23 protein-coding genes and 1 tRNA gene are annotated in these 17,521 nt (G+C 32.5%); 15 read left to right on the forward strand and 9 right to left on the reverse strand.

Features of this window, described 5'->3' with window-relative positions:
- The first annotated feature begins 35 nt into the window (after window positions 1–35).
- The 5 genes from VOI25_RS05935 (at window position 36) to VOI25_RS05955 (ending at window position 3,028) form a co-directional block, all read left to right on the forward strand.
- The gene (locus VOI25_RS05935; RefSeq protein ID WP_323788107.1) at window positions 36–362 is read left to right on the forward strand and encodes a hypothetical protein; all 327 of its coding nucleotides are present in this window, start codon (window positions 36–38) and stop codon (window positions 360–362) included.
- Window positions 363–519: 157 nt separating this feature from the next.
- A complete protein-coding gene (locus VOI25_RS05940) occupies window positions 520–900 on the forward strand; it encodes a hypothetical protein (RefSeq protein ID WP_323788108.1) in 381 nt (126 codons plus the stop codon).
- Window positions 901–967: 67 nt separating this feature from the next.
- Window positions 968–1,411, forward strand: a complete 444-nt coding sequence (locus tag VOI25_RS05945) for an SRPBCC family protein (protein WP_323788111.1) — start codon at window positions 968–970, stop codon at window positions 1,409–1,411.
- Window positions 1,412–1,414: 3 nt separating this feature from the next.
- On the forward strand, window positions 1,415–2,350 hold the full coding sequence (locus VOI25_RS05950) for a hypothetical protein (RefSeq protein WP_323788113.1): 936 nt from the start codon (window positions 1,415–1,417) through the stop codon (window positions 2,348–2,350).
- Window positions 2,351–2,386: 36 nt separating this feature from the next.
- Window positions 2,387–3,028, forward strand: a complete 642-nt coding sequence (locus VOI25_RS05955; RefSeq protein WP_323788114.1) for a DUF1801 domain-containing protein — start codon at window positions 2,387–2,389, stop codon at window positions 3,026–3,028.
- A gap of 27 nt (window positions 3,029–3,055) precedes the next feature.
- On the opposite strand, the gene VOI25_RS05960 is transcribed toward VOI25_RS05955, so the two are convergent.
- Entirely contained in the window at window positions 3,056–3,736 is a 681-nt protein-coding gene (locus VOI25_RS05960) for a M15 family metallopeptidase (protein WP_323788116.1), read from the reverse strand.
- A gap of 33 nt (window positions 3,737–3,769) precedes the next feature.
- On the opposite strand from VOI25_RS05960, the gene VOI25_RS05965 reads away from it, so the two are divergent.
- The 10 genes from VOI25_RS05965 to VOI25_RS06010 all read left to right on the forward strand — a co-directional run bounded on the left by VOI25_RS05965 (window position 3,770) and on the right by VOI25_RS06010 (window position 10,895).
- A complete protein-coding gene (locus VOI25_RS05965) occupies window positions 3,770–4,375 on the forward strand; it encodes an alpha-ketoglutarate-dependent dioxygenase AlkB (protein ID WP_323788119.1) in 606 nt (201 codons plus the stop codon).
- Between the two features lie 384 nt (window positions 4,376–4,759).
- The gene (locus VOI25_RS05970; protein ID WP_323788121.1) at window positions 4,760–5,692 is read left to right on the forward strand and encodes an alpha/beta hydrolase; all 933 of its coding nucleotides are present in this window, start codon (window positions 4,760–4,762) and stop codon (window positions 5,690–5,692) included.
- A gap of 252 nt (window positions 5,693–5,944) precedes the next feature.
- Window positions 5,945–6,805: an SPFH domain-containing protein gene (locus tag VOI25_RS05975; RefSeq protein ID WP_323788123.1), complete on the forward strand. Its 861-nt coding sequence runs from the start codon at window positions 5,945–5,947 to the stop codon at window positions 6,803–6,805.
- Window position 6,806: 1 nt separating this feature from the next.
- Window positions 6,807–7,001: a hypothetical protein gene (locus VOI25_RS05980; protein ID WP_323788125.1), complete on the forward strand. Its 195-nt coding sequence runs from the start codon at window positions 6,807–6,809 to the stop codon at window positions 6,999–7,001.
- Window positions 6,998–7,156 (forward strand): DUF4177 domain-containing protein, encoded by a 159-nt coding sequence (locus tag VOI25_RS05985; protein WP_323788127.1) that lies wholly within the window; start codon window positions 6,998–7,000, stop codon window positions 7,154–7,156. The genes VOI25_RS05980 and VOI25_RS05985 overlap by 4 nt, the downstream gene beginning before the upstream one ends.
- Before the next feature lie 2 nt (window positions 7,157–7,158).
- Window positions 7,159–7,662, forward strand: coding sequence for a DUF1648 domain-containing protein (locus tag VOI25_RS05990; protein ID WP_323788129.1), 504 nt, complete (start codon window positions 7,159–7,161; stop codon window positions 7,660–7,662).
- Complete coding sequence (locus VOI25_RS05995) at window positions 7,659–8,600, forward strand: alpha/beta hydrolase family protein (RefSeq protein WP_323788130.1); 942 nt, start codon at window positions 7,659–7,661, stop codon at window positions 8,598–8,600. Before VOI25_RS05990 ends, VOI25_RS05995 begins: the two co-directional genes overlap by 4 nt.
- A gap of 1 nt (window position 8,601) precedes the next feature.
- Window positions 8,602–8,781, forward strand: a complete 180-nt coding sequence (locus VOI25_RS06000) for an Arc family DNA binding domain-containing protein (RefSeq protein ID WP_323788132.1) — start codon at window positions 8,602–8,604, stop codon at window positions 8,779–8,781.
- Between the two features lie 63 nt (window positions 8,782–8,844).
- Entirely contained in the window at window positions 8,845–10,155 is a 1,311-nt protein-coding gene (locus VOI25_RS06005; RefSeq protein ID WP_323788133.1) for a DUF819 domain-containing protein, read from the forward strand.
- Between the two features lie 50 nt (window positions 10,156–10,205).
- The gene (locus VOI25_RS06010) at window positions 10,206–10,895 is read left to right on the forward strand and encodes a DUF4369 domain-containing protein (RefSeq protein ID WP_323788134.1); all 690 of its coding nucleotides are present in this window, start codon (window positions 10,206–10,208) and stop codon (window positions 10,893–10,895) included.
- A 64-nt stretch (window positions 10,896–10,959) separates the two neighbouring features.
- Here VOI25_RS06010 and VOI25_RS06015 read toward each other — a convergent pair.
- From VOI25_RS06015 to VOI25_RS06050, 8 genes are all read right to left on the reverse strand, one after another.
- A tRNA-Thr gene (locus tag VOI25_RS06015) sits at window positions 10,960–11,033 on the reverse strand.
- A 59-nt stretch (window positions 11,034–11,092) separates the two neighbouring features.
- Window positions 11,093–11,359 carry a hypothetical protein gene (locus VOI25_RS06020; RefSeq protein WP_323788136.1) on the reverse strand — a complete coding sequence of 89 codons (267 nt, stop codon included), beginning with the start codon at window positions 11,357–11,359 and terminating at the stop codon, window positions 11,093–11,095.
- 27 nt (window positions 11,360–11,386) lie between these two features.
- Window positions 11,387–12,358: a type I phosphomannose isomerase catalytic subunit gene (locus VOI25_RS06025; RefSeq protein ID WP_323788137.1), complete on the reverse strand. Its 972-nt coding sequence runs from the start codon at window positions 12,356–12,358 to the stop codon at window positions 11,387–11,389.
- Window positions 12,355–12,765: a 6-carboxytetrahydropterin synthase gene (locus VOI25_RS06030; protein WP_323788139.1), complete on the reverse strand. Its 411-nt coding sequence runs from the start codon at window positions 12,763–12,765 to the stop codon at window positions 12,355–12,357. Before VOI25_RS06030 ends, VOI25_RS06025 begins: the two co-directional genes overlap by 4 nt.
- Window positions 12,765–13,289, reverse strand: coding sequence for an isopentenyl-diphosphate Delta-isomerase (gene idi, locus VOI25_RS06035; protein WP_323788141.1), 525 nt, complete (start codon window positions 13,287–13,289; stop codon window positions 12,765–12,767). The genes VOI25_RS06030 and idi overlap by 1 nt, the downstream gene beginning before the upstream one ends.
- Before the next feature lie 94 nt (window positions 13,290–13,383).
- Window positions 13,384–15,327 carry an OmpA family protein gene (locus VOI25_RS06040; protein WP_323788143.1) on the reverse strand — a complete coding sequence of 648 codons (1,944 nt, stop codon included), beginning with the start codon at window positions 15,325–15,327 and terminating at the stop codon, window positions 13,384–13,386.
- Between the two features lie 10 nt (window positions 15,328–15,337).
- Complete coding sequence (locus tag VOI25_RS06045) at window positions 15,338–16,270, reverse strand: type IX secretion system membrane protein PorP/SprF (protein WP_323788145.1); 933 nt, start codon at window positions 16,268–16,270, stop codon at window positions 15,338–15,340.
- Window positions 16,271–16,299: 29 nt separating this feature from the next.
- A partial coding sequence (locus tag VOI25_RS06050; protein ID WP_323788147.1) for a gliding motility-associated C-terminal domain-containing protein occupies window positions 16,300–17,521 on the reverse strand: 1,222 nt, incomplete at its 5' end.

Genomic DNA, 17,521 nt, shown 5'->3' on the forward strand with positions numbered 1-17,521 from the left:
TTACATTTGAACACACAAAATCAGTTACCAATACTATGGAAAAAACAGAATTTCTTGAAAAGAATATTTTTCTAGACTTAGAAAACATTAATGATGGATTTGACTCAGATTCAATATCCTATTTTTCTGAATCTGATTTTGAAATCGTCTTAGAGCGCATCGAAAAATTTGGAATTGGAATCTATGGCATTGAACCTCGATTGAAAGGCGATGTTTTTGGTGTTAAACTCAATGAAGACTACAGAAAAAAAGCGACTGATCCAAAATGGTATAAAAGAGCATTTTTTGAATTCAAAAAGGATCAAACAGGCCTTCAATATTCAGCTACTTATAAAGTTTCAGATAAGTTACTTAATAGATAAAAGAATTAACTAGTTACTTTTAGAAGTCATAATTCTAATATTCCCATTCGGAAAAACCAAGAGATTTCCTTCTAGCCTATTTTTTTATTAATTTAGTTCGAGATAACACGACACATAAACATAAAAAAAAGGCAAACACTAACTCGCTTTTAATGATATGAAATCAAACGTTAGTAAACTATTAGTAGTTCTTTTTATTGGACTTTATTCCTGTTCAAAATCACCAGAATTTTTTATTGGAAAATGGCAAATATTAAGTATTGTTGAGAACAATAAAACAACCGATTTAAAAGACAATTGGATGCATCTAAAAGATGATGGTACATTCGAAAGTTATAACGGAACTATTAATAAAACTGAAACTGGAAAGTGGACCTATCAACCTACTAAAAAAGAATTATTTATAGATGGTCCTGGAGAAAATGGAGATACCTTTTGGTACCTTTTATTAAAAAAAGACAATCTCATATTCCAGTCTACAACCAAAAATTCGTATTTAATCGCTAAAAAAATTAGTGATTCAAATGAAAATTATTAAAGCTAGGATAACAATTTCAGTACTCAATCTAACAGTGTTAAATAGCTAATTAAAATTAACTAGGATTATGAAATACTCTTGTACAGTTGACATAAATTTACCTATCGACAAAACTGTTGCGCTTTGGGAAGATGAATCAAATTTCAAAGAATGGCAAGACGGATTTAAAAGTATTGAACCTATAAGTGGTGTACCAAACTCGGAAGGTGCAAAATCAAAAATTAGTCTTGAAGATAATATAAAGATTGAATTATTGGAAACCATCATTCTATCTGATTTACCTAATAAAAAGGTTGCCTTGTATGAGCATATTCATATGACCAATACACAAACCACACGTTTTAAAGTATTAGGCCAGAACAAAACGCAATACATATCTGAAGTTGAGTATACCAAATTCAACGGATTTATGATTAAATTGATGGCTAAACTATTTCCAAGTAAATTTAAAGCCCAAAGTCAAAAGTGGATGAATCAGTTTAAAGCATTTGCTGAAAAATCAAATCCTTAATTTATGAAAGCCCTATATAAAATCACTTGTTTATCACTAATAATGATTTCTTGCTCATCAAATGATAATAACGATATTGGTGATACACAGATAGAATATCCTTCATTTGGTTCAGAACTTGAAGTCAGCATTAATGGTTTATCCTTTGATGCTATGGAACCTTTTATATCGCCAGATGCGAATTATTTGTTCTTCAATAATTTAAATGATGGTATAAATACAAAACTATATTATGCAACTAGAGTTAATGATGCAACCTTTGAATATGTAGGAGAATTAACAGGAACAAATCAAACCATAACACCTCATCTTGATGCTGTTGCTGACATGGATATTGAAGGGAACTTTTATTGGACTTCAACAAGAGACTATCCAACAGAATTGAACAATCTCTTTCACGGCACTTTTAATAATGGAATTGTGAGCAGTATTGAAAGAGTTCAAGGAGACTTTAATATGAACACGCCTGGCTGGTTAACCATGGATCATGGCATAAGCTTAGACGGACAATATTTATACTTCAATAATGCAAGATTTGATGAGGCAAATTGTCAAGGCCCTTGTGAAACTAATTTAGGAGTCGCTCAAAAAGACAATGTTTCAGCTTTTAATAGACTTTCAAATTCTGCTACATTACTAGAAAGCATTAATGATGCAAATTATATTTATTATGCACCATGTATAAGTAGTGATAATCTTGAATTGTATTACACAAGATATTTAAAAGGTCAAATCACTACAGGTACCGTTTTTGAAATGTGTGTTGCAGTTAGACCTGATTCTAATTCTAATTTTTCGTTACCAAAAGTTTTGTTTTCTGAAACTATTTCAAATTTAATAGAAGCTCCAACGCTTACTGTGGATAAAAACATCATGTACTATCATCAAAAAACTATCAATTCACATAAAATAATGATGAGATATCGAAACACCTTATAACGTTATAGTATAGAAAACATTTGAAGCTATTAAAAAATGAATCCAAAAGTTGATACCTATCTTGAAAACCTTACCACCTGGAAAAAGGAATCAAAAATTCTTCGTGAAATTCTCACAAATTGTGGATTAACTGAAGACTTTAAATGGATGCATCCTTGTTATACGTATAAAGGCAAGAATATTGTGCTTATTCATGGATTTAAAGCGTATTGTGCAATTCTTTTCCATAAAGGCGCATTGCTAAATGACTCAAAAAAAATACTAGTTCAACAAACAGAGCATACCCAATCTGCGCGTCAAATTCGATTTAGGAATAGTTCTGAAATTGAAGAACTCAAATCGACTATCAAGACTTATGTTTATGAAGCTATTGAAGTAGAAAAAGCAGGTTTAAATGTAAAAACGAAAACCACTTCTGACTTTGAAGTTCCTGCCGAACTCGAGTTAAAATTCAAAGAAAACCCAGACTTTAAAAAGGCTTTTAAACGTCTTACAGAAGGAAGACAAAGAGGGTATTTGTTGTTTTTTGCGAAGCCTAAACAAGCCAAAACCAGAACTTCTAGAATTGAAAACTGCACAGATCGAATTTTCAATGGATTTGGTTTAAATGATTGTGTATGTGGCTTATCGAAGCGAATGCCAAATTGTGACGGTTCTCATAAACAGTTAGAAAAATAGCAATAGTGTTGATAATTAAAACTTCAACTATTCAACTTCAAAATCAAAATAAGTGTTTGGAAATGGTTCCCATCGCAAGGTAAAATGCCACCACTCTTTAGCATAATTCCTAAAGTTGTGTTTCAACATGACCTGCTGTAACAGTTCTCGGTTGGCCCTTTGTACTTCTGTTAAATCTGCATGATTGACCCAAGATTCTTTTCCGAAGAAATCATAAGGACTTCCCATATCTAAAGGTTCACTCGTAATGCCGTCAATAATCGTCAAATCTAACGTACTCCCTCTACTATGACCTGAACGTGTGGCTATATATTCCTCCCTAAATAAATAGCGTTTCTCAACATCTGGGTAAAACTGCTGTTTATTTATCGTGTCATTCAAATCTTTTGCCCAACGCATAAAATGATTCACAGCACGTTGTGGTCTGTAACCATCATAAACTTTCAAACATAAATTTTGCTGTTGCAAATCGTGTTGAACTTTTTTAAGCGCCTGAACAGTTTCTGAAGTAAGGATAAGCTTATTTGCCTTATAACCTTCAATAGTATCGCCTACAAAATTATTTGATGTATAATATCTCAACTCCACATTTAAGTCAGGAATTATACTTTTCGCATAGACAAATCCCTTTGGAAGCTCTTTTGATTCTTGAGAACCGAAAGCAAATAAAAGCAAAACTAATGATATGATTGTAATTTTGAGTTTCATAGGATATAAGCTAATTTAGATAAAAATTAAGTGATGGACTTATTTTCTGAAGAAAAAACGATATTTAAACTGCCAGATGCAGAGTTAATTTACATTCCTAATTTTTTAAATAGACAAAAAGCTGATTATTTATTTGAGCATTTAAAATCAAATGTTGACTGGCAACACGATGACATTGCCATTTTCGGAAAAACCTATAAACAACCTAGGCTAACCGCTCTCTACGCAGAAAACAAAGCCTCGTACTCCTACTCCAATATCACCATGCATCCAACACCATTTACATCCGAATTACTAGCTATAAAACAAAATATTGAAGCAGAAGCAGAACATAAATTCACAACTGCATTACTTAATTTGTATAGACACGGAAATGATAGCAATGGTTGGCATGCTGATAATGAAAAGGAATTAGGTGTAAATCCAACAATAGCATCATTAAGTTTAGGAGCAACTAGACCATTTCATTTTAAACATAGACATATAAAAGAAGAACGTCATAAAATACTCTTAGAGCATGGAAGCCTATTAATCATGAAAAATCAAATGCAACATCATTGGTTACATCAAATTGCGAAGACTAAAAAGGATATTGGAGAACGAATTAATTTAACTTTTAGAAGTATACAACCTGTATAAAATAAAAAACCGAGATCCCTCAATCTCGGTTTTTCTAATTTGCGTTTATTTATGTGGTCGATTTAGGGTTACTAACTCAATACATAAGCAAATATTAATTAATTAATCCATTGAACTAAAAACTAAATTTTAGTACACTTCAAATATAGAACTCTATTTCAATTTACAAGTTAAAATACATAATTAATCGATGAAATACACTTAATTTTAACATTTAAAGATGAAAACATGCATTTCATCGATGAAATACAATTTGAAAAAAACATAATAATGACCTTTTTTACTTCCAAATATTAAATAATTTAGAAAAAAAAGCGTTACCTAATTACAAAATCCGTTTACGTATTTTTGATATCTCTAATAATATCAATCCAAAAAAATTAAATGAAGTCATTACTAAATTATATACTATTACTTTTTACTGTATTAAGTTTTGGTCAAGATGCTACTTTAAATTTCACGACCCAGGATTTATCAATTAACAAACATATTGATGGCACACTTTTATTGCCGAATGAGATTAATAATCCTACTCTAGCTATTATAATTGCTGATGCTGGTCCGACAGACCGGAATGGCAATCAAAATTTTCAGAAAAACAATGTCTTGAAAAAACTTGCTGAAGGTTTAGCAAATCAAAACATCGCAACATTTAGATATGATAAACGCATTGTTAAACAAATTAGAAAAGGATTAGTAGATCCAAATATTTCTTTTGATGACTTTATAAAAGATGCTAAGACGGTTATCGATTATTTTAAAACTCAAAATAGCTATTCTAAAATCGTTATCATAGGTCATGGTCAAGGTAGCTTAGTTGGTTTGGCAGTTTCAAAACATAAGGCTGACCAATTTATTTCATTGGCTGGTTCTGGTAAATCTATTGATAATGTCATAATCGATCAAATTACACAAATGGATCCAGCACTAGTAAAAGAAACCAAACGTGCCTTTGAATCGCTCAAAGCAGGAAAAATAATAAAAGATTATCCTCAAGCCTTAAGTGGAATTTTCAGTCTAGATGTTCAAGCTTTTATGATGAGTTGGATGCAATACGATCCTCAAGAACTTATTAAAAATTTAGAAGTCCCAACACTTATTATTAGTGGTAGCAAAGATTTACAAGTACCGGTTTCAGAAGCTGAACTATTAAAAAGTGCTTCTCCAGAGGCGACCTTTAAAATAATTGAAGATATGAATCATGTGTTATTCATTATAGAAGGAAAAGAATTAGAAAATTCAAAGTCATACAACGAATCTTTTAGATCAATATCCAGTGAACTCATTACTGAAGTAGTGACTTTTCTGAAGGGTTAATATGTATGCACTTCATAGTATACATTAAAAAAGCATCTCAAGTTTGAGATGCTTTTTTACTAACTAACCAACCAAATGAAATATTTACTCCTTTATTTGAGGTAATCACTCCTCGTTTAATATCAACATAAACATTTACAATAGGTATATAGCAAAGGGTGTGCCAAACTCAATTTGGTTATATAAAATTTTTGATGTATATTTGATATCAAAATAATATCATATTGAATTATTTAATTTAAACTTATTACAATGAAAGAAGAAAAAATAATAGTCCCAGCAAATGGTTACCTAATGCTCTTTGTGTTTCTTATCTTATTCTTTGGATCAATAGCTACAGCTATTGTAACTCAAAACCCCGAGTTTTTACTTATACTACCTATTGCGATTTTTATTGCGCCAGGATTTATAATGGTACAACCAAATGGATCAAGAGTTCTATTACTTTTTGGAAAGTATGTTGGTACTGTAAAAAAGAATGGTTTCTATTGGGTAAACCCTTTTTATACTAAAAAGAAAATATCGTTAAGAGCAAGTAATTTTGACAGTGAGCGTTTAAAAGTAAATGACAAAATGGGTAATCCTATAATGATTAGTACCATTTTAGTTTGGCGAGTTGAAAACACATACAAAGCCGCTTTTGATGTAGACAATTATGAAAATTTTGTTCGTGTGCAAACTGATGCAGCTGTTAGAAAATTAGCAAGTATGTATCCTTATGATAATTTCGCAGATGAAGGTGTAGATGAAGATATCACGTTGCGTTCTAGTGTAAATGAAGTTAGTACTGCACTTGAAAAAGAAATTGATGAACGTTTATCAATTGCAGGAATTGAAGTTCTTGAAGCACGTATTGGCTATTTGGCTTATGCCCAGGAAATCGCAAATGCAATGCTTAAACGTCAGCAGGCTACTGCCATTGTTGCTGCACGACATAAAATTGTTGAAGGTGCCGTGAGCATGGTAGAAATGGCTATAGAACAATTAAGCAAAAAGGAAGTAGTTCATTTAGATGAAGAACGAAAAGCTGCTATGGTCAGTAATTTAATGGTCGTATTATGTGGTGATAAAGATGCATCTCCTGTACTTAATACTGGTACTCTAAATCATTAAAATGAATAATAAGCAAACATATAGCATCGCACTTGGCGTAGCATTAGGTAGTAGCTTCGGAACAACGATTGGTGCTGTGATAGGAAATGTTGCTATGGGAGTTGTGTATGGTTCATTAATAGGAACTATAATTGGTGTTATACTTGCGTTAGTGATTTTTAAAGATGATAATGGTGAAAACAATCAAAAACTATGAAAGAGTATAAAGTGGTAAATTGGAAAATGGGATTGACTAATAATAATGAGCGATTAGAAGACCTATTAAATCTTCATGCCAAAGCAGGTTGGAGAGTAATTGAGGTTGCTGAAAACACCACAAGAATTATTTTAGAGCGTGATAAAAACAGATAATAATGAAAACCGGTAGACCAAAAATAAATGTACCCTTAGAAGGCTTAGATATTATTTTAGATATGTTGTCTGCAACACTATTAATTTTATTAATTGCTTATACAGTCATATCTTATTCAGAATTACCAGATACTATTCCTTCACATTTTAATGCTAAAGGCGAAGTTGATGGCTACAGTGGCAAATCGATGCTATGGTTAATTCCTGCTATAGGTTTTGTTCTATTTGTCGGTTTATATATTTTAAACAAGTTTCCACATATGCATAATTATATGGTAAATATTACGGAAGAAAATGCACTAAAAAATTATAGGTTTAGTACAAGAATTGTTCGGTTTACAAATCTATTTTTAATGCTTACCTTCGGAATAATTACATATAGCATTGTTGATTCTGCCAGCGGAAACAATAGTAAAATGGACAGTTGGGTTTTACCTTTTATAATAGGAACGAGTCTCATCTTACCAGTATTAATTTTAATTTACCAAAAAAGAATAAACAAATGATAAAACTCAAATTAATATTAGCATTTATTGTCTTTACACATAATGCTTTCGCTCAGGACGCTTTTACTTCTGAAGACCTATTAGTCATGAACGACAGTATTCAATTACCTGGAACATTGACGTTCAATCCAAAACTGAAATCGCAGCCACTTGTGATTTTTGTTCATGGCTCTGGCAATGTTGATCGAAATGGCAATCAAGCCATGATGAATGCAAATGCTAATTATATAAAAATGCTTAATGATAGTTTGGTCTCAAAAGGCATCGCATTCTATAGATTTGATAAACGAACAGCAACACAATCTAATATCAAGTTCATTATGACTGATATGATATTTGATCGATTCGTAGAAGACATCAATCACATCATTAATAGATTTAAAGATGATAAGAGGTTCTCTTCCATTTCACTCATTGGTCATAGCCAAGGTTCATTGGTTGCCATGTTAGTTGATCATACTCATATTGATAAATACATTTCTATTGCTGGACCTAGTAACTCAATAGATAAGATTATGGTCGAGCAAGTCAGATTTCAAAATGGAGACTCCTTAGCTAGTAAAGTCGATTCACATTTTAAAGAGTTAGCAGAAAAAGGCAGTATCGAAAACGTAAATCCTATGTTGATTTCGCTTTTTAATAAACCTACTCAACCTTTTATGTTGTCATGGATGGCTTATAATCCTGCTGAAGAAATTAAGAAATTGAAACTTCCTATTTTAATTTTAAATGGCTCTAAAGATATTCAAGTTGCTACTACTGAAGCTGAAAATTTGCATCAAGCAAATCCTAAATCAGAATTGGTGATTATAGATAATATGAATCATGTTTTGAAGACCATAGAAAAAGATGAAGATAATATGGCGTCTTATATGTCTCCAGATTTTAAATTATCTCAAGAATTAGTAGAAGTAATTGAAACATTTATAAAAAAATAAAATGTCTAAAAAGAAAGCATTTGCATTAAGAATTAATGAAGATATGCTCAAGACTATTGAGAAATGGGCTGCTGATGAATTCAGAAGTACCAATGGTCAAATTGAGTGGATGCTTATGCAATACCTTAAAGAAAAAAACAGAGAACCCAAGCCAAAAAAGAACAAAGAAAGCGACTCGTAACAAGTCGCTTTTTTTATGCGCTTTTATTTTGGTATTTTGCAGACACTAAAGAAATTTTAAACTATGGATACCACACCTCTTTTTACAGATGACACTATTGTTTTTGGACTCCTAATGCTTGCATTAGGTTTTGTATTTCTAACAGAATCACTCAAAGGAGGATTCTGGGAAAAGTTTTATAAAATTGTGCCTGGCTTATTTATGGCTTATATGATTCCAGCAATTTTGACAACTGTTGGATTGATTTCACCAGAATGGCAAGTCGTTGAAGAAAACGGAGACATTACCGAACATAGCTCAAGTTTATATTATGTCTCGAGTCGCTATTTATTGCCAGCTGCATTAGTTTTAATGACCTTGAGCATCGATTTAAAAGCGGTTTTTAATTTAGGTTGGAAAGCACTAGTTATGTTTTTTACTGGAACAGTAGGTATTGTAATTGGAGGTCCGATTGCCATATTATTAATTGCGATGGTTTCCCCTGAAACTGTTGGTGGCGCAGGTGCAGATGCCGTTTGGAGAGGACTTTCAACACTTGCAGGAAGTTGGATTGGTGGTGGAGCTAACCAAACAGCTATGCTCGAAATTTATGGTTATAATCAAAAACTTTATGGCGGAATGGTTTTCGTTGATATTGTCGTTGCAAATATTTGGATGGCTCTTTTATTAATAGGAATTGGCAAACGCGACCGAATTAATAAATGGCTAAAAGCAGATACGTCTTCAATTGAAGAATTAAAAGAGAAAGTGTCTGAGTTTTCTGAAAGTGTAAAACGAAATCCATCATTGACTGATATCATGATTATTGGAGCCATTGCCTTTGGAGCGGTTAGTATTGCACATTTATGTTCTAACTTTCTAGCACCTTACTTTGAAGGATTAGTAGCTGGTATCGAATCTCAAACTACAAGAAATATATTTACATTCATAGGATCTAAATTCTTTTGGATGATTAGTATTGCTACGCTTATCGCAATTTTATTATCATTTACTAAAGCTAAAAATTATGAAGGTGCAGGTGCAAGTAAATTCGGGAGTGTTTTTATCTACATTCTGGTTGCAAGTATTGGTATGAAAATGGACTTAATGCTCATTTTTGATAACTTAGGGCTTATCGCAATTGGTGTGGTTTGGATGACCATTCATGCATTTCTACTCATAGGAATGGCTAAACTTATAAGAGCACCATATTTCTTTTTAGCTGTTGGAAGTCAAGCAAATGTTGGAGGCGCTGCTTCTGCTCCCATAGTAGCTTCAGCTTTTCATCCGTCATTGGCAACCGTTGGTGTTTTACTTGCTGTTTTTGGTTATGCTATAGGAACCATAGCTGCAATTGGATGTACAATTTTGATGGAATTAGCAGCTGTTAGTTAGTATCAAAACAATAAAAGATTGATATATTTGTGCACTAAATTTAAAGATTCATGAAGTATATTTTAGGCATCTTATTGCTTAGCATTTTAATGGTTTCTTGTGTAAAAGAAGAACAGCACAACTTCAAGCTTAAAGGCTATGTAAAAGGTTTAAAAAAAGGAACCGTTTATTTACAAAAACAAAATGATTCTGTCTTAGTAACCCTAGATTCTCTTGAAATAAAAGGCGAACCAACTTTTGAATTACATACCGATTTAAATGAACCTGAAGTACTTTTCCTAAAGCTTGATAAAAATGCTTCAGAAGAAGAAATGGTTGTGTTTTTTGCAGATACTGGTGTTACCGAAATAAGGTCAACAAGAAAACTATTTAATTTTAATGCCAAGATTAATGGATCTAAGCAACAAGAAGTACTGGAAGGTTATTTAGCTACTATAAATAAACTAAACAATAGAAATTTAGATAAGTTAAAAACTAATTTTGAATCAAATAGCAGCACCACTTTTAATGAGCAACAGGAAAGTTTCTTGAAGCAAAAGTATAGATATACAATCAATTTTGCGTTAGGCAATAGCAACAGCGAAGTTGCACCTTATTTAGCTGTTTACGAAATACCAAATACTACAATTCAATATTTAGATACTATATACAAAACATTAACTCCAAAGATAAAAGTGTCTAAGTATGGTAAACTACTCAAAGAAACCATTGAGTTAAGAACTTTAGAAGAAAGTAATTAAATCAAGAATTAGAACAACATAAAAAAACTCCAATCATTTGATTGGAGTTTTTAGTATCTTTTAGAGCCGATGGAGGGACTCGAACCCACGACCTGCTGATTACAAATCAGCTGCTCTAGCCAGCTGAGCTACATCGGCTTTTCAGCCTGCAAATATAAACTTGAAAATGATATTTGCAAATAGCTCAATAAAAAAGTTTATAATTTATTTACTTTTTCGATTAGCGCTAATCCTTTAGCTTCAAGCTCATTATTAATCGCTTTAAAGTGTGCTTTTTTGTTCTCAACACTTCTGTCGTTAACTTTAGCAATCAACTCATCAAAAGTAGAAATAGCTTCATCAATGATAGCTTCACTCTTTTTTGTGTCTTTATCTGTGTTTGTATATTCCCAAACATAAACTGCTTCTATAATATCTCCTAAAACAAAATTGATGTCTTTTTTTAGGTCTCTAACATTTGCCATAATACTTAAATTTATTTTGCCACAAAATTAAACATAAACTTCTAATAGTTTTGCATTCGTAGACGTTATTTTATAGGTTTCTATTCCTGCTGGAATTAAAATAGTTTCACCTTGTTTTATAAATTCTGAAGCAAATTCAGTTTCAATCATTGCTTCACCTTCCACACACATGTAAATAAAGAAGGAATCCTTTGTATTAAGTTTTAAAATTGAGTCGGTTACATGCATGAAACTCGTTGTGAAATAAGGACAAGACACCATTTTATTAGATGTATTTTCAAGCGTATCATAATCAACCCTAAAATTGTCTTCCATTTCAAAATTAAAGGCATCAATGGCCAGATCATTATGCAATTCACGTTCATTTCCTTCATCATCTACACGATCCCAATCGTAAACTCGATACGTTATATCACTTGTCTGCTGGATTTCAGCCAACAATACTCCTGCTCCAATAGCATGAACTCGACCGACTTCTATAAAATAAGTATCACCCGTTTTTACTTTATCAAAATTTAGAATTTGGGTCAATGTCTTATCTTCTAAATGCTTCAAATAAGTTTCAGGTGTCATCTCTTGATTAAAACCAACAATTAAGTTAGCATCTTTATCAGCTTGCATGACATACCACATTTCAGTTTTACCAAAGGAGTTGTGACGTTTAGCTGCGAGTTCATCATTTGGATGCAATTGAATAGATAAATCTTCTTTAGCGTCAATGAATTTAATCAATAATGGGAATTTATTTCCGAAGGCTTTATAGTTCTTATGCCCAAGTAATTCGGCTTTATACGTTTCTAAAATATCTTTAAGCGATTGTCCTTTTAGATGGCCATTAGTAATTATGGACGTGTCTCCTTCAACATCACTAATTTCCCAACTTTCACCAACATTAGGATGGTTGCTTTCTTTATTTAGCAATTTGTTTAGCTTTTCGCCTCCCCAAATTTTATCTTTTAAAATGGGTTTAAATTTAATTGGGTATAAGTCTTGGTTCATGATCCTGAATAGGTTACAAAATTTCGAGGTGTTTCATAAAGTGTGATTTCTAAGTCAAAATCTGAATTCAACTTTGGTTTTATTTTATTATAAATCACAACGACAATATTCTCAGCTGTAGGATTTAGGTCTTTAAATTCGGGAACTTCTACATTTAGATTTTTATGATCAAAAGCATCTTCTACTTCAGATTTAATAATCTCTTTTAAAACCTTCATGTCGATTACATAGCCCGTTTCTTTATCGATATCTCCTGTAACGCTAACAACAAGCTCATAGTTATGACCATGAAAATTTGGATTGTTGCATTTTCCGAAGATATCATCATTCTTTTCAAAGCTCCAATCTTTACGATATAAACGATGTGCAGCGTTAAAATGAGCTTTTCTATGTACTGTTACTCTCATTATTTAGCGATATTTATGTGTTCGTAAAACTTATCAAAAATGATTTTGAACCATGCTGTATATAATTCGGGATGCAATTCAATATCTACCTTTACGGCTTCTAAAGACATCCATTTCCAACTTTCAACTTCTTCAGAATTTATCTGAGGTTCATCATTATATTCACCAACCATCACATGATCAAATTCATGTTCAGTTAAACCGTTATCAAAAGGTGCTTTATAGATAAATGAAATGGTTTCTTTTAATTCGGTTACAAACCCCATTTCTTCTTGCAAACGACGTTTACCAGCTTCTAAATTAGTTTCGCCATCACGTTGATGACTACAACACGTATTTGTCCATAATAGAGGTGAATGATATTTATGCTTAGCGCGTTGTTGCAGCATTAACTCATTATGATCATTAAAAACAAAAACTGAAAAAGCACGATGTAACACCGCTTTTTCATGCGCTTCCATTTTAGGCATCGTACCAATTTGCTCATCATTTTCGTTGACAAGAATTACGTGTTCTTCTATCATAGCTAACAAAAATAACAACTAAATTTCTAATAATGTGCTAGAAACAAAAAAGCTGCCTTAAAAAAGGCAGCTTTTAACTTTTATTTAATAGATATTACATCTTTACAATAATAAACTCACTACGTCTGTTGAGTTGATGTTGCGCTTCTGTACAATCTGATTCGTTAGTTGGTTCACAACCACAATCATTTACTAATTGAGATTCGCCATATCCTTTTGCCGTTAGTCTTGAGCCTTCAATTCCTTTTGAAATTAAATAATCACGAGTAGACTGGGCTCTATTTTCTGATAATTTTTCGTTGTAATCAGCCTTTGCTCTACAATCGGTATGGCTACGAATATCAACAACCATCTCTGGATATTGTTTCATCACAGCTAATACTTTTTGCAATTCAACTTCAGCATCATAACGAATGTTATACTTATCATAATCGAAGTAAATAATAGGAATTCCTAGTGTTTGAGCTAAATCGGTTCCTTCTTCAATTTCTTTAACGTCTTTTTCTAATTTAGGATTGATTACCAAATCTTGTTTTTTATCTGGTGTGGTAAAGCGTTCTTCTACGGTTTCGTAATCTTCAGCTTCAATTCGGATTAAATATTCCTTTTCACATTCTAATTTTTCGAATTTATAAGCTCCATCTGTTCCTACTGTTTGAGCACTAAGTGCTTCGCCTTCTCCGTCTAATAAAGTCACCTTTGCGCCTACAATTATGGCATCTGTTTCACCATCTTTAACAACGCCTTCAACGATTTGCTCGCAATCTGGAATTGTAAAACTGTAGATGTCATCATCACCTTTTCCACCTTCTCTATTAGATGTGAAAAACGCTTCTTTGGTCGCAACATTTTCGTAATAACCAAAATCGTCCATAGGACTGTTTATTGGTCGGCCAATATTTTCTAAAATCAATTGTTGATTTGAGGCTTTACGTTTTTCAAATTCTCTGATTACAAAAACGTCTAATCCACCTAAGCCACTAAACCCGTTTGAAGAGAAGAATAAATCGCCATCAGAATTTACGAAAGGAAAGGTTTCGTGACCTTCAGTATTTATCGAAGCTCCTAAATTAACAGGTTCTCCTAAGGTTCCATCGGCATTTATATCAACTTCAAAAATATCAGATTTACCTAAAGTACCTGTCATGTCAGAAGCAAAATACATTTTAGTTCCAGTGAGGTTTACTGTTGGATGCGCAACGCTATATTCGTCGCTATTAAAATGAACAGATTCGATATTTGTCCATTTATCATCCACTAAAGTTGCTTTAAATATTTTTAGTCTATTTGTTCCATCTTCACTATTCTTATACTTTTTATTGTAATAATTATTTCGAGTGAAATACATTACTTGATCATCTGGCGTAAAGGATACTGTTGATTCATGAAATTTACTATTCACTTGATCATTAAATGCTGTTACATTACTATAAGAGCCATCTTCTTGTTTATCTGCTGAAAATAAATCTAGGAATGGTTGTTCATTCCACTTGTATTTTTTTCCACCTCCTCTAGCTGAAGCGAAAACTAATTGGTTTTGATACTGCGTTGTTCCGAAATCTGAAACCTCGGTATTGATGTCCATATTGTAAACCTCAAATTCACGACTTGCTTCATCAATCATTGACAAATAATCAACAGTTGACGCAAAAGCTCTTCCTCTAAGATCACTACGATCTGCTTCGTGGAATTTTTTCATCCATTTATCAGATTCGGTATAATTTTCAACAGACTTTAAAGCTTGTGCATATCTAAAATAATATTCTGGATCTACATCTTCATTCATCGCCATTAATTCGCCATACCATTGAGCTGCTTCTTTCATTTGATTATTGAAATAAAATGAATTGGCTAGTTTTTGGAGTAAATCAACAGTTTTAAAACCATTATTAGCGACTTCTAGTAAAATCTCACTAGTCTTAACGTAGGCTAAATTATCGTATTCCTTTTTAGCCTGTCTTACTTTTCCTTTTTGTGCATATCCTATTGTGACAATAAGACTAAATGCGAATATAGAGAGTATTCTTTTTGTTTTCATAATCATTTTTTTAGAAGAATCTAGGTGATAATATTCTACCTAATTTTTGCATTTCAAAACGTAACATGATTTCATGTGAACCACTATTATAATTATTCAAATTAGTTGTTGTTGCATCATAAGAATAACCAACATATAAACCATCAGTTATCTGAAATCCAGCTAATCCACTAAACGAATCGTCCCATCGCCAAGCGACACCTAAAGTAAACTTCTTATTCAATAGAAAGTTTGCAGACACATCTGCTATTAAAGGTGCACCTGAAACTGCTTTTACTAAAGCAGCTGGTTTAAACTGAGTGTTTTCGCTTAAATCGAATACATATCCTGCAATCAAATAATAATGCATTCTTTCCTTGGCTACAGATTCTTGAAAATCATCGTAATGTTGCGTTGTTAGAAAATTAGGAACCGATAGACCTACATACCATTTTCTGTTGTGTAGATACAAACCTGCACCAACTGTTGGTGAAAATAGACTAATATTATCTCTAAAAGCGATATCACTTTGATTTTGAAAACGACCTTTACTCCAGTCAGTATCTAACAAATGAGCTCCTGCTTTTGCGCCAAAGGATAACTTTGTTAAAGATTCATTAAGCTGAATCGTATATGAAAAGTTAGCATCTATATAAGTTTCGTTTGATGGACCCAAAGCGTCATTCACAATAGAAAGTCCTAAACCAATCTTATCATTTCTAAGTGGTGCATGAACGCCTAAAGTTTGTGTTTTTGGTGCACCATCAATTCCAACCCATTGCGTGCGATGTAATCCTGTTACACTCAATACTTCTCTTTGGCCAGCGTATGCAGGATTAACACTCATAGTGTTATACATATACTGTGTATACTGAGGGTCTTGCTGTGCAAAACTAGTATTAATCGTTAGTGTACAAAACACTAACAGTATTAATCCTTTTACTAATGATGATTTTTGTATCATTTTAATATTGTTTTTAATCTTGCCTAATTTTATCTATTAATGTATAACCAACCAACTCTTGGTTCTGAACCATCACCTAAGTCGATAACATAATAATATGTACCAACTGGTAATTGATCTGATCCATTGATAACAGCTCTTCCGTTAGAAGTTCCATTCCAGTCGTTTCTATATCCTTGTTTTGAATACACGATATTTCCCCAACGGTTATAGACTTCTAATTTATTATTAGGGAATGTTTCTATACAATCAATTACAAACGCTTCGTTTACGCCATCTCCATTAGGAGAGAACTCATTGTATATGGTTAAACATATTGGATCAACTTCAGCCGTATCTGCATTATTATTTTGATTTTGATCAGTTCCACCATTAAAATCTGAAATTAAAGCAGTGTTTAGATAATCACCAAATCCAAGAACTTCAACAGTAATTTGAAGAATTTCAACTTGACCAGGATTTAACTGTCCAACAATCCACTCACCAGTAACATCAGAATACGTTCCTGACGTTGTAATTGCTTCAACAAAGGAATACCCACTTGGCAATACATCTTCCACAATTACTCCTGTTGCTGTTACAAACCCTTCATTGGAAACGGTAATTGTAAATGTTACATTATCACCAATTAATGGCTCTAAAACATCAACTTCTTTGATTACCGATAATTCAAAATCCGAATCGGTAAGAGTAACTGTTGGATCATCTATATCATTTCCGTCTGTATCATCTCCATCATCACTAACATCATTTGTAACAGTATCGTTTGGACTTTCTCCACTAACTTCAACACTGTTAGAAACACCACCTGAATCAACATCATCCTGTGTGATCGTATAAGTTGCTGTATAAGTTGCAACTTCTCCTACCAATAAATCCCCTTCAAGACTGCCTAAACTTGATGGTCCTACATATGTTGGACCTGAATCAAGAACTAGTGTGAAACCATTTAAGTCAGTTAAAATATCGTTTACAATCATAACATTATCAAGTGTCACATTACCAACATTTGTAACAGTGATTGTATAATTAATAACATCTCCTACACCAATGACATTATCTCCATTATCTATAACATCTGCTATTTTAACAACATCTAATATTGGTAATTCTGGTATAACTGTATCTGTTGGATCATCTGGATCGCCATCGCCATCTGGATCTACATCATCAGTATCATTTGGATCATCACTATCATCATCTACATTTGTACCTGCTGGACTATCTCCATCAGCTAAGACTGTATTACTT

The organism is Psychroserpens sp. (assembly GCF_034670085.1).
Taxonomy (GTDB): domain Bacteria; phylum Bacteroidota; class Bacteroidia; order Flavobacteriales; family Flavobacteriaceae; genus Psychroserpens.

Coding starts and splice junctions, on each gene's coding strand:
- VOI25_RS05975 (WP_323788123.1), top strand. CDS start 5,945: ATGAAAGAAGAAAAAATAATAGTCCCAGCAAATGGTTACCTAATGCTC.
- VOI25_RS06000 (WP_323788132.1), top strand. CDS start 8,602: ATGTCTAAAAAGAAAGCATTTGCATTAAGAATTAATGAAGATATGCTC.
- VOI25_RS05955 (WP_323788114.1), top strand. CDS start 2,387: ATGAATCCAAAAGTTGATACCTATCTTGAAAACCTTACCACCTGGAAA.
- VOI25_RS06045 (WP_323788145.1), bottom strand. CDS start 16,270: ATGATACAAAAATCATCATTAGTAAAAGGATTAATACTGTTAGTGTTT.
- VOI25_RS06030 (WP_323788139.1), bottom strand. CDS start 12,765: ATGAGAGTAACAGTACATAGAAAAGCTCATTTTAACGCTGCACATCGT.
- VOI25_RS05995 (WP_323788130.1), top strand. CDS start 7,659: ATGATAAAACTCAAATTAATATTAGCATTTATTGTCTTTACACATAAT.
- VOI25_RS05970 (WP_323788121.1), top strand. CDS start 4,760: ATGAAGTCATTACTAAATTATATACTATTACTTTTTACTGTATTAAGT.
- VOI25_RS05990 (WP_323788129.1), top strand. CDS start 7,159: ATGAAAACCGGTAGACCAAAAATAAATGTACCCTTAGAAGGCTTAGAT.
- VOI25_RS05980 (WP_323788125.1), top strand. CDS start 6,807: ATGAATAATAAGCAAACATATAGCATCGCACTTGGCGTAGCATTAGGT.
- VOI25_RS06040 (WP_323788143.1), bottom strand. CDS start 15,327: ATGAAAACAAAAAGAATACTCTCTATATTCGCATTTAGTCTTATTGTC.
- VOI25_RS05935 (WP_323788107.1), top strand. CDS start 36: ATGGAAAAAACAGAATTTCTTGAAAAGAATATTTTTCTAGACTTAGAA.
- VOI25_RS06025 (WP_323788137.1), bottom strand. CDS start 12,358: ATGAACCAAGACTTATACCCAATTAAATTTAAACCCATTTTAAAAGAT.
- idi (WP_323788141.1), bottom strand. CDS start 13,289: ATGATAGAAGAACACGTAATTCTTGTCAACGAAAATGATGAGCAAATT.
- VOI25_RS05940 (WP_323788108.1), top strand. CDS start 520: ATGAAATCAAACGTTAGTAAACTATTAGTAGTTCTTTTTATTGGACTT.
- VOI25_RS05945 (WP_323788111.1), top strand. CDS start 968: ATGAAATACTCTTGTACAGTTGACATAAATTTACCTATCGACAAAACT.
- VOI25_RS05985 (WP_323788127.1), top strand. CDS start 6,998: ATGAAAGAGTATAAAGTGGTAAATTGGAAAATGGGATTGACTAATAAT.
- VOI25_RS06005 (WP_323788133.1), top strand. CDS start 8,845: ATGGATACCACACCTCTTTTTACAGATGACACTATTGTTTTTGGACTC.
- VOI25_RS05960 (WP_323788116.1), bottom strand. CDS start 3,736: ATGAAACTCAAAATTACAATCATATCATTAGTTTTGCTTTTATTTGCT.
- VOI25_RS06010 (WP_323788134.1), top strand. CDS start 10,206: ATGAAGTATATTTTAGGCATCTTATTGCTTAGCATTTTAATGGTTTCT.
- VOI25_RS05965 (WP_323788119.1), top strand. CDS start 3,770: ATGGACTTATTTTCTGAAGAAAAAACGATATTTAAACTGCCAGATGCA.
- VOI25_RS06020 (WP_323788136.1), bottom strand. CDS start 11,359: ATGGCAAATGTTAGAGACCTAAAAAAAGACATCAATTTTGTTTTAGGA.
- VOI25_RS05950 (WP_323788113.1), top strand. CDS start 1,415: ATGAAAGCCCTATATAAAATCACTTGTTTATCACTAATAATGATTTCT.